Annotated in this window: 18 protein-coding genes; 9 read left to right on the top strand and 9 right to left on the bottom strand. The window is 29.4% G+C overall.

Annotated elements, in window-relative coordinates:
• Window positions 1-72: 72 nt before the first annotated feature.
• The 7 genes from LACAL_RS10265 to LACAL_RS10295 form a co-directional block, all read right to left on the bottom strand.
• A complete protein-coding gene (locus tag LACAL_RS10265) occupies window positions 73-591 on the bottom strand; it encodes a hypothetical protein (RefSeq protein ID WP_013870664.1) in 519 nt (172 codons plus the stop codon).
• A gap of 202 nt (window positions 592-793) precedes the next feature.
• Entirely contained in the window at window positions 794-1615 is an 822-nt protein-coding gene (locus LACAL_RS10270; protein ID WP_013870665.1) for a sterol desaturase family protein, read from the bottom strand.
• A gap of 375 nt (window positions 1616-1990) precedes the next feature.
• A complete protein-coding gene (locus LACAL_RS10275; protein ID WP_013870666.1) occupies window positions 1991-2836 on the bottom strand; it encodes a hypothetical protein in 846 nt (281 codons plus the stop codon).
• A gap of 44 nt (window positions 2837-2880) precedes the next feature.
• Window positions 2881-3204, bottom strand: a complete 324-nt coding sequence (locus tag LACAL_RS10280) for a hypothetical protein (RefSeq protein WP_013870667.1) — start codon at window positions 3202-3204, stop codon at window positions 2881-2883.
• 34 nt (window positions 3205-3238) lie between these two features.
• Window positions 3239-4843: a hypothetical protein gene (locus LACAL_RS10285; RefSeq protein ID WP_013870668.1), complete on the bottom strand. Its 1605-nt coding sequence runs from the start codon at window positions 4841-4843 to the stop codon at window positions 3239-3241.
• Window positions 4844-4854: 11 nt separating this feature from the next.
• Complete coding sequence (tssD, locus tag LACAL_RS10290; RefSeq protein WP_013870669.1) at window positions 4855-5550, bottom strand: type VI secretion system tube protein TssD; 696 nt, start codon at window positions 5548-5550, stop codon at window positions 4855-4857.
• A gap of 84 nt (window positions 5551-5634) precedes the next feature.
• Entirely contained in the window at window positions 5635-6210 is a 576-nt protein-coding gene (locus LACAL_RS10295) for a non-canonical purine NTP diphosphatase (protein WP_013870670.1), read from the bottom strand.
• 57 nt (window positions 6211-6267) lie between these two features.
• Between LACAL_RS10295 and LACAL_RS10300 the strand changes: the two genes are divergently transcribed.
• Window positions 6268-6465: a hypothetical protein gene (locus LACAL_RS10300; RefSeq protein WP_013870671.1), complete on the top strand. Its 198-nt coding sequence runs from the start codon at window positions 6268-6270 to the stop codon at window positions 6463-6465.
• A 5-nt stretch (window positions 6466-6470) separates the two neighbouring features.
• Here LACAL_RS10300 and rlmH read toward each other — a convergent pair whose 3' ends face one another.
• Window positions 6471-6944 (bottom strand): 23S rRNA (pseudouridine(1915)-N(3))-methyltransferase RlmH, encoded by a 474-nt coding sequence (gene rlmH, locus LACAL_RS10305; protein WP_013870672.1) that lies wholly within the window; start codon window positions 6942-6944, stop codon window positions 6471-6473.
• An 81-nt stretch (window positions 6945-7025) separates the two neighbouring features.
• Between rlmH and nadC the strand changes: the two genes are divergently transcribed.
• From nadC to LACAL_RS15405, 5 genes are all read left to right on the top strand, one after another.
• A complete protein-coding gene (gene nadC, locus LACAL_RS10310) occupies window positions 7026-7886 on the top strand; it encodes a carboxylating nicotinate-nucleotide diphosphorylase (protein ID WP_013870673.1) in 861 nt (286 codons plus the stop codon).
• 13 nt (window positions 7887-7899) lie between these two features.
• On the top strand, window positions 7900-8898 hold the full coding sequence (locus LACAL_RS10315) for a YihY/virulence factor BrkB family protein (protein WP_013870674.1): 999 nt from the start codon (window positions 7900-7902) through the stop codon (window positions 8896-8898).
• Window positions 8891-9313: a DUF2147 domain-containing protein gene (locus tag LACAL_RS10320; RefSeq protein WP_013870675.1), complete on the top strand. Its 423-nt coding sequence runs from the start codon at window positions 8891-8893 to the stop codon at window positions 9311-9313. Before LACAL_RS10315 ends, LACAL_RS10320 begins: the two co-directional genes overlap by 8 nt.
• Before the next feature lie 50 nt (window positions 9314-9363).
• Window positions 9364-11817, top strand: a complete 2454-nt coding sequence (gene priA, locus LACAL_RS10325; RefSeq protein WP_013870676.1) for a primosomal protein N' — start codon at window positions 9364-9366, stop codon at window positions 11815-11817.
• Window positions 11818-11928: 111 nt separating this feature from the next.
• Window positions 11929-12102 carry a hypothetical protein gene (locus LACAL_RS15405; RefSeq protein ID WP_013870677.1) on the top strand — a complete coding sequence of 58 codons (174 nt, stop codon included), beginning with the start codon at window positions 11929-11931 and terminating at the stop codon, window positions 12100-12102.
• 119 nt (window positions 12103-12221) lie between these two features.
• Here the strand turns inward: LACAL_RS15405 and LACAL_RS10330 are convergent, their stop codons facing one another.
• Window positions 12222-12917 carry a LytTR family DNA-binding domain-containing protein gene (locus LACAL_RS10330; RefSeq protein WP_013870678.1) on the bottom strand — a complete coding sequence of 232 codons (696 nt, stop codon included), beginning with the start codon at window positions 12915-12917 and terminating at the stop codon, window positions 12222-12224.
• 197 nt (window positions 12918-13114) lie between these two features.
• Between LACAL_RS10330 and rpsF the strand changes: the two genes are divergently transcribed.
• From rpsF to rplI, 3 genes are read left to right on the top strand one after another with little or no spacing between them, the layout of a single operon-like run.
• On the top strand, window positions 13115-13453 hold the full coding sequence (gene rpsF / locus LACAL_RS10335; RefSeq protein WP_013870679.1) for a 30S ribosomal protein S6: 339 nt from the start codon (window positions 13115-13117) through the stop codon (window positions 13451-13453).
• 2 nt (window positions 13454-13455) lie between these two features.
• Window positions 13456-13752 (top strand): 30S ribosomal protein S18, encoded by a 297-nt coding sequence (rpsR, locus tag LACAL_RS10340; protein ID WP_013870680.1) that lies wholly within the window; start codon window positions 13456-13458, stop codon window positions 13750-13752.
• A gap of 13 nt (window positions 13753-13765) precedes the next feature.
• Window positions 13766-14227 carry a 50S ribosomal protein L9 gene (gene rplI / locus LACAL_RS10345; RefSeq protein WP_013870681.1) on the top strand — a complete coding sequence of 154 codons (462 nt, stop codon included), beginning with the start codon at window positions 13766-13768 and terminating at the stop codon, window positions 14225-14227.
• The last annotated feature ends 18 nt before the right edge of the window (window positions 14228-14245 follow it).

The following is a 14245-nucleotide window of genomic DNA, read 5'->3' on the forward strand; positions in this document are numbered from 1 at the left end:
GATAATTTATTGGTTAAATTATTACTTATATGTAAGAATAGTTATAAGCAATAAACTTTTACTTGTAATGCTCTAGTTGTTTTTTATTCCATTCTCTGTGTCTAAAAGTTTTAATTCTTTATGGTAGTTTTCAATTCTTGACTTTGCATTACCATCAATTAATAAAATGATAATTAATATTGAAATGGTTGTGATACTAATTGCTCTCCAAGTAGGTGTCTTAATAAATAGAATTAATAACGCAGCTATGATAATTAATATAGGAACTATTTTAAATACAACTGCAAATTGCTTTATAGTGCTTTTAGAACGTTCAATTTCGGACTTATAAAAGGTAATTTTATCGGTATTAAAATCCTTTTCAAATTGTTTAACTCTTTGGGTATTGGCATAGTTAGTACCAATGCCAATTATTAGCAGTAATATACCTGCTATTAAGGTTGGAATGATATAAGCCTTTGCTAAATCTGTTTTTCCTAATTGCCTAAATCCAACACTTGCGATTAAAAATGCAATCGCAAAGAAAATAAAGAAACGTGTTGAGAATACTTCGGCTTTTGCCCAATTTATTGCTATTTTTAATAGGTCCATAGTTACATTTTCTAATTACACAACGTGTCGACTGATATGAAAACGTTTAAATGTTTTCTATTAAACTATCGTGTTTATTTGTGCTTTATTACGTTTTTAAACACCTAATTTAGCAAATAAAAACTGAATAAAAAATCCAATAGGATTTTTGTAAGTAGGTGAGAACTAGTAATTACTTATGGCCATTGTTAGGTGCTGGTTTTTATTCAGTTTTCTTATTGGGTTTAGCTCTTTTAATATTTATAAATGGGCTTTTAATTAAATAGAGGAATGATTGTTTTTCATCTGTATCAAATTCTACCAATCCATATTTCATATCTTCTACTGGCATCATTTTAAAAGTTCCAAATAATCTGTCCCAAATTATAAATATATCTGCATAGTTTGAATCTGTAAAAATTTGATCTTGTTGATGGTGAACTCTATGATGGTCTGGCATTACAAATAATAATCCTAAAGACGAATTCAACCACTTTGGATAATTTAAATTTGCATGCTCAAAAAAGAAGAATACATAAAGGATGAAATAATATAATGCCATAGAAAAAACATCTGTCCCAAATAGCGCAGCAGTAATTATATTTCCAATTCCAAATACAAGAATTAACTCTATAGGATGAAAACGAAAAACTGTTGAAGAATCCATTGTTGTATCGCTGTGGTGTACTCTATGAAATCGCCATAGTAAAGGGATTTTGTGAGTTCCTCTATGAATCCAGTACGCTGTAATGTCATACAACGCAACAGAAAGACAAAGTTTAGCCCAAACGGGTAATTTAATTAGATATAGAAGTCCAATATTGTTTTCATTTAACCATTCAATTGAAAACACTTGAAATGTAACAAAGAAGATATTTAAAATCACAAGTATAATTTGGAACAGCACATTTTGGAATAAATGATTAATTCTTTTTTTGTAACTAAATGGCGATTGCATTATTTGCTCTAAAGAAAAGAAGAAGGCAATTAATCCAATTACAATATAATTTGGGTCTATTTCCAATAATTTGTTTATTAAATCCATAGTTAAAAAAATATTAGATTAATTGGCTAGATGCGTTTTTATAACTTGCAACGAACATGTTGCCTGTTATAAAACGTTTAAATTTTTTATATCAAACGATAGTTTGTACTACGAAGTTAATCTATTTTTAATAAATAATCAATTGATATACAGTTGTTTGTATTGTTTTAAGGAATGCGCTTAAAAAGGATTTGGTAGCAAACGATTTTCCTATTTCTGTTTTTTTTTTTTTGATATGTAATTTAAATTATCGTGTTGACTAATATGAAAACGTTTAACTGTTTTATATTAAACGATAGTTTATACTACGAAGCTAGATTTTTTATAAAATAAACACTTGCCAAAGCAATTAATTACGCACGGTGTGCTAATAGTTTATTTAGTTTTCTCTTCTAAATCTTTATAAAAACTTGAGTTTTTTAAATAGTTAATACATTCCTCTTTATTATCCAGCTTTTTATAAGTTTTTATGGTTATAACATTGTTGAATAGCTTTATATGGGCTAAATTCTTTTTGTTATTATATTTTAATTTACTTAATTGATTGTCAATTTCTATTTTAAGCTCTTTTGGATTTGGAAATTGTGAGTAAATCTTTTCGAATAGTTCTTTTTCGTAAATAGAAAACGAATTAACTTCTAATTCTGGATAGATGTTTTTATAATCGTATTCAAAAGCTCGTTTTAATATTACCGAAATAGCATCAGCTTTTCTGTCAAGTTTATTTAAAACATCGTATTTCCATATTGCAAGATTTATTTTTTGAAAAACAAGCGAGGCTAAAGAATTAGTATAGTATTTAAATTCACTATTTGCTTTTTCAATATAAGTTAATCCTTTTTCAAAGTCATTTTTTTCTTCAATAAAATAATAAGCAAGCTTTTTTGCTACATTAAAGCGGTAATTAGAGTATGGCTTATCTTTTCTATAATTTTTTTCCTTATCGTCTAAATTTGAGTTAACTATCTTATTATAATATACAAGCATTTCTTTTTCATTATACTCTTTGTAGTAATAGTAAAAAATAGTTTCTAGTGTTTTACCATATGCTGAGGAATTATTGTCAACCTCTTTTTCGATTTTTTTTAAACATTTTAGCGCTTTACTTTTATTTTCTGAGTGAAATAATTCAACACATTTATTAAATTCTAATTCAAAATCATCTTGCGCCAATGTGTTATATGAATAACATAAAAAAAATAGAATCAATAGTTTTTTCATAATTTGTGGTAAATGCGTATTAAATATAATTCTGTTTTAAAAAATTAATTAAACAATATATAATCTGAAATAAATAGATAGAGTCTTTCTACTATAAAAGCTAATGTAACAACTATTAGTGCAATAAGAACACGTGTTTTACTAAAAGTATACAATTCTGGGAGGTTTCTTTTTTTGTTTATATAATAATTGGCTCCAAAAAACAGGATAATTGATAAGGCTGTGGTATATGTTCCAGCAACTACGATATAGAAATCTTTAATCCAACTGTAACCTCCGGTAAATAAAACGACGTAAAGGTACTTTCCTATAAAATTTAATAATAATATAAGAAGACTCCAAAGTAAAATTTTAAGTATTGATTTCATGTATTTTAAATTACAAATTAAAAAATAGGACTTCTTATTTATAACCAGGATTACTACCTGAAGAGAAAGAACTGGTTAGTGCTTCTCTAACATTAAGTTTAGAGTCGTCAAACAATGCGCTATGGCTTAAACTGTGAGCATTCATGGCTAAATATGGAATACTTCCAGGTTTTACTTTTAGGCTAGTGTTATTTATATCGTCTTGCGATATTAAATTGGCATTGTATTTTTTTATTAGTTTGTGATAGATGGTTAGGTTTTTTCTCATTTCTTTTATTTGTGTGTCTAAATCACCAAATACAGCATATTCTAACCAGTCCATGCCATTTATTATTTTTTCTAAATCTTTAGGTATAATAAATTGACTACTTAATCTCATTAAAATTTCTTTTAAAGAGTTTTCGTCATTTCTTTTCATAGCATCTTCTATGCCTTTTGCAAAAGGTTCAAAATTAGATTTGTTTTTACTTTTATGGTAAGGATCCATTTCTGTAATATCGAAATCTTCAATTGTAAAACTACCATTAACTTGTTGCTCTGGTGACCAAGAAGTATCGTCTATTTTTAAAAGGAGTCCGTTATCTTTTTCAGTAAAAATATTAACTAATAAACTTAATAAATAGCTATCGCTTTCATTTACTTTAATACTAAGTACTTTATTAAATACTGTAAGTAAAGGCACAAGTTCTAGATCTTCTAAAAATTCTGCTCTTCCATAACCACCATCTCTATTCTTTTTGTTTTTATTAAATGTAGTTTTTCTTTCTGTTATTAGCGTGTGTAAAGTGTTTACTATTACTAAAAATTCTTTTTTCTCTGGAGATACTATATTTCTATTTCCAATAAATGCTACATTATCTGCAATAACCTTAATTATAGTTTCGGCTTCAGCTAGAATTTTATGTGTAGTGTCCCAAATTGCAGGACCTTCTTCATCATTATTTATTACAAAGTCTGATAAATGCTCATAGGCACTTAAATCTATAGTTTTAATAGTGTCTATAGCAGCATCCATTTTGTCTTTGTCTTTAAAGTTTCCTATTAAATATTCTAGGTTTTTTAAAGTAAAATCTGCTATAAAACGTTGTGTAATATCATATTGATTATGAACGTTTATAATTTTACATTCTGGATGCAACTTACTATGATTTAGTTGATGTTGCTCTTTAAAAAATGGAGTAGATAAGTAGGTAATACTTTTAACTTTCCAATATTTAGGGAAGCTTTCGTTAGTAGCAATAATTTCTGTAAATTGATTTATTACATTTCCACCATGAGAGTGCCCAATTAAATGTAAATGGACTTCTTTATTTGTCCAATTACTATACACTCTTAAAAGTAAATCTAGTAAACGATTGGCTGCTTCTGTACGATCGTTTGTATTGTTATCTCCAGACCAGCTAAAAAATGAGTCTTCTATGTGTAGGTCTAAAAACTGAGGTTTTAAATCCTTAACGCTTTGCCATAAATTATCTGTGCCTCTCCAATAGTCTTTATTTGCTTGATGTTTAAGACCAGTTGTGTTTATAGGATCTGTGGTTCCTGCTACAAATTGAATAACATCTTTGGGTGGTTTTATAGTAGCATTTACAGATTTAGTTGTACCGTCTTCAAATTGTAATCTAAATTTATTTGCCATTAATTTTTAATTTATGAAGATTGACTAATAACTTCTAATTCTATTTTTTCTAAGTTACTATTTATAATATAGTCGCTTAACTTATCGTTTTCCAAAACTTTGCCGTTGTACAAAAAGTCGTGCGTTTTATCTTCTAAGTGTATGGTTATTTTGTCTCCAATTCTATTTTCTGTTTCAATGTGAAGTACAATATTATCACCAACCTCATATTCATCAAGTTCGTAACCATCAGCATCTGTTAATTGGTAATTAACTACTTTTTTCTCAACGTCTTTTTCTGTAGATGTTGCTTCAACGTCTTCTTTATCAAAAGTAACTCTCCAATAGGCAGAGTATTCTGTATCAGAATTAGAATCTTTTACGCCACCACAGCTAATGCCCAAAGTTTCATGCATAGGTTCGTTGCTAACCGAAGAGAATTTTGTGTTCCAATTAACAAGGTGGCAGTCGAATAAATATAGCTTTCTAATTTTACCATTATTTATACGCGAATAAATATGAATTTGTAACTGTTTTGTCTCATTTTTAGAGAACGACCAGCTGGAAAGGTTTAAGTCTTTCCTGGATTCTATAACCATATTTATACCTTTAAAAACGGGTAAGTTAGTAGGTGTAACGTTATTAAGGGACTTTCTATTTATTGTAAAGTTAAAATCTAAAATGTTTACTTCTAAATCATCTATTAAAAGCTTTGCTTGTATGCTCATAAATTTTACACTAAATTTTTGATGTAAGCCTTAATTTAAGATAAAATTTTTGAAGTAAGCTTGTTTTTAAGATAAAATTATTTTTTAGAAGTTACCTAAAAATGCTACTAATTGAGTGATAGCTTTGCCGCGATGACCAATTTTATTTTTTAGTATTAAATCCATTTCGGCAAAAGTTTTAGTATAACCATCTGGCATAAAAATAGGGTCGTAGCCAAAGCCTTTTTCTCCTTGCTTATTAGGTGTAATTTTGCCCTTACAAATGCCTGTAAATGTTTCTAGGTTACCGTTTAAATGTAATGCTACTACGGTTTTAAATTGAGCGTTTCGGTTTGGCTTTTCAATTAAATTGTTTAAAAGCAAATCCATATTATCGTTAGCATCGCGTTGCGGTCCTGCATAACGTGCACTAAAAACGCCAGGCTCGTTGTTTAAGCTTTCAACTTCTAAACCCGTATCGTCTGCAAAGCAGTCGTAACCATAATGTTTTTTAACATACTCGGCTTTTTGTATGGCATTACCTTTAATAGTACTTTGTGTTTCTGGTACATCTTCAAAACAACCTATGTCTTTTAAGCTTAGTAGTTTAATGTGTGTTGGTATAATGCTTTGAACTTCTTTAATTTTATTAAGGTTGTTGGTGGCAAAAACTATTTGCATAATTTATTATTTAATTAAAAGGTGTAACAAAGTTATATAAAAGGCGTCTTATTTAATATGAAAAAAATAATTTTAATAAATGCGGTTATTTGGGCTATTGTAATATTACTTGGCTCATATTTGTTTAAAGAACATACAAACTGGAAATACTTTTTTGGCTTTGCTTTAATAGCAGCTACAGTAATGAATGGTTTATTATCTAATGCTGTAAAAAAGAAAACTAAAACGTGTAAGGTTTTAAGTAAAAAACAATAAGCTATTTACCTGTGATGGTAAGGTTCATTTTTTAAAATTGTATAGCCACGGTATAACTGCTCGATAATAAATAAACGTACCATTTGGTGAGAGAATGTCATTTTAGAGAGTGATACTTTTCCTTTAGCTTTTGCATATACATCTTCACTAAAACCATAAGGTCCACCAATAACAAAAACCAGTTGTTTTATACCAGAGTTCATGTGTTTTTGTAAATAGTTTGAGAAACCAACACTATCAAACTGTTTTCCGTTTTCGTCTAATAAAATTAATGCATCTGTATTACTAACTTTATTTAATATAAGTTCACCTTCTTTTTGCTTTTGTTGAGCTTCACTAAGGTTTTTAGTGTTTTTAATATCTGGAATAATTTCTAGCTTAAACTTTATATAAAAGCCTAAACGTTTTTTGTATTCGTCTATTAAAGCTTGAAGCTGCTTACTATCTGTTTTGCCAATGGCAATGAGTTTAATGGTCATAAACCAAAGATAAAACTTTCAATTTGAAAACTTCATTTTTTTGAATTTCAATCCTTATTTTAGCATTAAACAATTTCTATAATGATAACTAAAGCACAATTTGATAAAGAAATAGAATTAATAATCTCTAATGCTATTAGAGAAGATGTTGGTGATGGCGATCACAGCTCATTATCTTGTATTCCGGCAACAGCTCAAGGTAAAGCAAAACTATTAGTTAAAGATAATGGTATAATTGCAGGAGTAGCATTTGCTAAGCAGGTTTTTGCTTATGTAGATCCAGAAATGACTGTAGAAACTTTAATAGAAGATGGTAGCGAAGTAAAACACGGCGATATTGTTTTTTATGTTTCTGGTGCATCACAATCTATACTAAAAGCCGAACGTTTAGTGTTAAATGCAATGCAACGTATGAGTGCGATTGCTACAAAAACTAAAACGTTTGTAGATTTATTAGAAGGAACAGGAACTAAAATTTTAGATACTCGTAAAACAACACCAGGCATTCGCGCGTTAGAAAAATGGGCAGTTAAAATCGGAGGTGGAGAAAACCATAGGTTTGCTTTGTACGATATGATTATGTTAAAAGACAACCATATTGATTTTGCTGGCGGAATTACTAAAGCTATAGAAAAAACACAAGCCTATTTAAAGCAAACCAATCGCGATTTAAAAATTATTGTTGAAGCAAGAGATTTAAACGAAATTGAAGAAATCCTTAAAACCGATGGTGTTTATAGAATTTTAATAGATAACTTTAATTACGAAGACACCAAAAAAGCAGTAAAATTAATTGGTGATAAATGTTTAACAGAAAGTTCTGGCGGTATTAATGAAAATACGGTTAGAGAATATGCACTTTGTGGTGTAGATTATATTTCATCTGGAGCATTAACACACTCTGTATACAATATGGATTTAAGTTTAAAAGCTGTAGATTAAGGCTTTTTATTTTATGGCAGAAACTGTAGAGGAAGAATTATTACAAGAAAAAGAAGTAGAAATGCAGCTAAAACAAAAGCTGCTAAAAATTCCTGTACTTAATTATGTTATAAAATTTTTAAGTAAAATAAAACTCCCAGGATTAGGTGGTTTGTCGCTTTATAATTTACTAGAACTTTATGTTATTGGTATTGCTAAAGGCGCTTTAACAGCAAGAGCCAGTGCAATAGCCTATAGTTTTTTTACAGCATTATTTCCATTTTTACTTTTTATTATAATAGTAATACCATACATACCAGTACCAGATTTTGAAAATGATTTTTTGCATTTTTTAGAGTCTGTTTTGCCACCAACAACAAGCGATTTTTTTTCTGATGGTATTTTTGAAACGCTTAAAGGAAAAAACACCAATAGTGGTTTGCTATCAACAGTTTTAATACTGGCTGTTTTTTTAATGACTAATGGTGTTAATGCACTATTTTCTGGATTTGAAAACTCTTACCACGAGCAGTTAACAAGAAATGTGGTTAAGCAATATGTTTTTGCTTTAGGCGTAGCATTAATTTTATCATTTTTACTAATAACAACAGTAGCGGTATTAGGATATTTTCAAATTTATGTAGTAGATAACATATTAGTTTGGCTAGACGATTATGGTTACGATACTAGACGAGAAACAGATTTTTGGGCGAATTTAGCACAATATGCATTTTTTGTAGTGATGACGTATTTGGCAACTGCCACACTTTATTATTTTGGAACAAAAGAAGGTAGGCATGCAAAGTTTTTTTCGGTAGGCGCATTATTTACTACCTTGCTAATTATGTTAACGTCTTATTTGTTTGGACTTTATATAGAAAATTTTGCACGGTATAACGAACTCTACGGTTCTATTGGAGCGTTGTTAATTTTGTTATTTTATCTTTGGTTGAATGCTAATATTTTACTTTTAGGATTCGAACTTAATGTTTCACTAATGCGTTTGCGCCAAAAACACACAAAAAATGAATAGAATAGCTTTTACTATTATTTTTCTTTTTTCATTCTCAGGATTTTCACAAACAATTTTTGGTAAATGGAAAACTGTAGATACACACAATGTAGAAAAATCTATAGTAGAAATATATAAAGTAAATAATTTGGTGTTTGGTAAAGTAGTAGAAATACTTGTAGAAGATAGAAAAAACGGAAAATGTACAGCTTGCAAAAACGAAGATAATAATAAACCAATTCTAGGTTTAGATATTATTAAAAACATGGAAAAGCGAGGTGAATATTATAAAAATGGAACCATTGTAGATCCTAAAAATGGAAAAATTTATAAACTAAGGCTAAGTTTAGATCAAGATAATAAAGATGTTTTAATAGTACGTGGCTATCTTGGCTTTTTCTACGAAACACAATACTGGAAACGTGTCGTAGAATAGTAGTTTTACTTCTTAATAATTTTAAATTTAAAGCATTTTAATAGCAAGCATTGAACTATTTTATAGACGTCATATTACCAATACCGTTAGAAAAACTATTTACTTATAGTATTACTAAAGCCGAATCTGAATTTTTAAGCGAAGGTATGCGCGTATCTGTTCCATTTGGTAAATCTAAAATTTACACAGGTTTGGTAGGGAAAATACATACTGAAGCGCCAACACTTTACGAGGCAAAATCCATACATCAAATTTTAGACGAAACGCCAATTGTAAATAATAAACAAATGCAATTGTGGCAATGGATAGCAAAATATTACATGTGTACCATTGGCGAAGTTATGCGTACAGCTTTACCAAGTGCTTTTATTCTAGAAAGCGAAACCTTAATTAGTAGAAATTTAAAAGCCGAAATAAAAGATACAGATTTAAAAGACGATGAGTTTTTAATTTTCGAAGCACTTCATCATCAATCGTCATTAAAAATACAAGAAGTTTCAAAAATTTTAGATAAAAAAAATGTACTTCCTGTAATAAAACGTCTAATTGAAAAAGAAGTAATATTACTGCAAGAAGAAATCTATGATAAATACAAGCCTAAATACGTAAGGTATGTAAAATTGCAACCAGAATACACGAGCGAAGTTGGTTTGCATCAGTTATTAGAAGCGCTAAGTCGCGCCGAAAAGCAAAAGCAAGTTGTTTTAACTTTATTTTCAATTTCAGCAAAAACAAAAAAGCCTGTAAAAGTTAAAGATTTAGCAGAAGAAAGTGGTGCTTCTTCTGCAATAATAAAAACTTTAATAGATAAAGGTGTTTTAGAAGAATATCACATTCAAACCGATAGAGTACAGTATGAGGGATATGAAAATGAAGATTCAAAAACTTTAAACACTTATCAAACAGAAGCATTAAAACAAATTCAAACAGCTTTTAAAACCCATAGTACAACTTTGTTACATGGTGTAACATCGTCTGGTAAAACAGAAGTTTATGTGAAACTAATAGAAGCTGTTATTGCAAATGGTAAGCAAGTTTTATATCTGTTACCAGAAATAGCTTTAACAACGCAACTAGTGTCACGATTGCAAAATTATTTTGGAGAGCAAGTAGCGGTGTTTCATAGTAAGTATTCGGCACATGAGCGTGTAGAAGTTTACAATAATGTTTTGGGTAATTCGGCGAAAGCAAAAATAGTTTTAGGTGCACGATCTTCTATATTTTTGCCATTTAGCGATTTAGGATTAATAATTGTAGACGAAGAGCATGAGCAATCTTTCAAACAATTTGATCCTGCACCACGATATCATGCAAGAGATACTGCAATAGTTTTAGCGCATTTTCATGATGCTAAAATATTGCTAGGTAGTGCAACACCAAGTTTAGAGTCGTACTATAACGCAAGAGAAAACAAGTATGGTTTTGTAGAAATTACTAAACGTTATAATAATGTACAATTACCAGATATAGAAATTGTAGATATAGCAGAAAAATATAAAAAGAAAAAAATGAAAGGTCATTTTAGTGATAGAATGATTGAAGAAATAAACGAAACATTACAAAACGGGCATCAGGTAATTTTATTTCAAAACAGGCGAGGCTATTCTCCAATTGTAGAGTGTAATACCTGTGGTGAATCACCTCAATGTCCAAATTGCGATGTAAGTTTAACGTATCACCAATACCGTAGTCAATTACGCTGTCATTATTGCGGTCATACTATTGCTATGCTATTAAAATGTATGGCATGTGGAACACCAGGATTAAATAGTAAAGGATTTGGTACAGAGCAAATAGAGAAGGAAGTACAAGCATTGTTTCCTAAATACAATGTTGGACGTATGGATTTAGACACTACGCGTGGTAAACATGGGTATGAAAAAATAATTACAGCATTAGAGCAGCAGGAAATAGATATATTAGTAGGCACGCAAATGCTAACCAAGGGTTTGGATTTTAGAAATGTGAAGCTAGTTGGTATAATGAATGCAGATAACCTTTTAAATTTTCCAGACTTTAGAGCTCATGAACGTAGTTTTCAACTTATGCTTCAGGTTTCTGGTCGAGCAGGTAGAACCTATAAGCGTGGAAAGGTTTTAATACAAACATATAATCCTTATCATAAAATTGTACAACAAGTCTCTACAAACGATTATAAGAGTATGTTTGAAGAGCAACTTCAAGAACGTTATAATTTTAAATATCCTCCATATTATAGGTTAATAAAAATAACATTTAAGCATCGTGATTATAATAGAGTAGAGCAAGCTAGTGATTGGTTCGCTAAGTCGCTAAAACAGGTATTTAAATCTAATATATTGGGACCAGAATTTCCTCCAGTATCAAGAATAAGGAATTTGTATTTAAAAAATATACTTATTAAAATACCACAGCAACAATCTCTAGGCAAAACTAAAGATGTTATTAGAAAAGTTAATACTAGTTTTGAGGCGGTAAAAGATTTTAGGTCTGTGCGCGTAATTATAAATGTAGATAATTATTAGTGAGATAGAAATTTACATGTAAATTTCGTAATCGAACTAATTCCGCTAAAAAGCGGAATCCTTTGATGTAATTGTTATGCGAATAGATGGTTCTTAAATTTTAAATAAATTATGTTGAATATTATAATTGGAGTTGTGCTTTCGTTCTTTGGTGTATTAATTATAAAATATTACCAAGAAAAACTAAGTGAACTTGGAGGACTTACTTTTAAATTAAGAACTGTTGGTATCTGTTTTATAATATCAGGTTTAATAATTCTTTTAAAAGAATTTAAAATAATATAATTTCTGTAATTTCTGTAATTTCTGCGAAGTCAGGAATGACAAACAGGTTAAATCAAAACAAAAAAAATCCCACTCTCTCGAGTAGGATTAGTTAGTGTTATAGATAAGTATTATTATGCTTAAATATTATTTAACGCATCAACAAGCAATGTCTTTTTATTTCTACTTAAAGGAATTTCGTAAGAGCCAACTTCAACATTTTTACTATTAAAGCGGTCAACCTTATCTAAATTCACAATGTAGGATTTGTGAATTCTTAAAAATTTACCTTCGGGTAATTCTCCTTCAAAAGCTTTCATAGTAGAAAGTACTACTAAAGATGTGTCTTCTGTTACTAATTTTACATAGTCACCTAAAGCTTCAATCCATTTAATATCTCTAATGTAAACTTTTCGTTTTTTAAGGTTACTTTTTACAAATATATGTTCGCCTTCAACTTCGTTAAAGTCTAACTTTAATTTATGTTGTTCTACGGCTTTTTCTACGGCTTGATTAAAACGCTCACGAGTAATAGGTTTTTGTAGGTAATCTGTGGCATCATAATTAAATGCCTTAAAAGCATATTCTGTTTTACCAGTCACAAAAATAATTTGTGGTTTGTTATTTAATACATCTAAAAGTTCGAAACCGTTTAAAACAGGCATTTCAATATCTAAAAATATTAAATCTACTTTTTGAGTGTTAAGTCCGTTTTTTGTTTCTAATGCACTGCTATATTCAGCAACTAGGTTAAGAGAGCTGTTATTTTCAATAAGCTTAACAATAGATAATCTTTGTATTGCTGAATCATCAACTACGACACAATTTAAAAACATAGTATATTGGTTATTTGGGTTTATTATCGACAATGTTACAAAAAATTCGGATTAAAACCAAAAAACATCGCTAAAATGTAAAATTTAACATTATGTTTAGAAATCTTCAATCAAATTTAAATTATGCCACTACTATTGTGAGATTAAATAAAAAGACTTATTTTTGCACTCATTTTTAACACAATAAATAGATTTTTATGAATCATTATGAAACTGTTTTCATCTTAAATCCCGTTTTATCTGAAACACAGATAAAGGAAACAGTAAAGAAATACGAAGATTTTCTTACTGAAAGAGGAGCAAAGATGGTAGCCAAAGAAGATTGGGGCTTAAAAAAATTAGCTTACCCAATACAAAACAAAAAAAGTGGATTTTACCACTTATTTGAGTACACTATAGATGGTGAACACATTACTCCTTTAGAAGTAGAGTTTAGACGTGATGAGCGTTTTATGCGTTACTTAACTGTAGCTTTAGACAAGCACGCGATTTCGTGGGCAGAAAGAAGAAGAGTTAAATTAAAACAAAAAGCGTAATTATGGCATCTATAGAACAACAAGCAAAAGGAAAGAAAGAAGGTGAAATTAGATATTTAACACCTTTAAATATTGACACGAGCAAGCAAAAGAAATATTGCCGTTTCAAAAAATCTGGAATCAAGTATGTAGATTATAAAGATGCAGATTGGTTATTAGGTTTTGTAAACGAACAAGGTAAAATTTTACCAAGACGTTTAACAGGAACATCTTTAAAATATCAAAGAAAAGTATCTGTAGCAGTAAAAAGAGCGCGTCACTTAGCGTTATTACCATACGTAACAGATTTATTAAAATAAAATTATCATAACAATGGAACTTATATTAAAACAAGACGTTGAAAATTTAGGATTTAAAGACGATGTTGTAACGGTTAAGAACGGTTATGGTAGAAACTTTTTAATTCCTACAGGTCACGCAGTATTAGCAACAGCTTCTGCAAAGAAGGTTTTAGCTGAAAACTTAAAACAGCGTGCCTTTAAAGACAAAAAATTAATTGAAGAAGCAAACGCTACAATTGATGCTTTAAAACAATTAGATATTAAAATTGCAGCAAAAGCTACAGAAGGAGCTTCAGCTGGAGATAAATTATTTGGATCTGTAACTAAATTAGATTTAGTAGAAGCTTTTGAAAAAGAAGGGCACACAATAGACAAAAAATTCATCTCTATTACTGGAGGTAATATTAAGCGTTTAGGGCAATACAATGCTACAGTACGTTTACATAGAGAAGCAACAGCAGAAATTGATTTTGAAGTTGTAGCTAAATCTTAATAAATTAAATATTCTGTT

The sequence above is a fragment of the Lacinutrix sp. 5H-3-7-4 genome (genome assembly GCF_000211855.2).
Lineage (GTDB): Bacteria > Bacteroidota > Bacteroidia > Flavobacteriales > Flavobacteriaceae > Lacinutrix.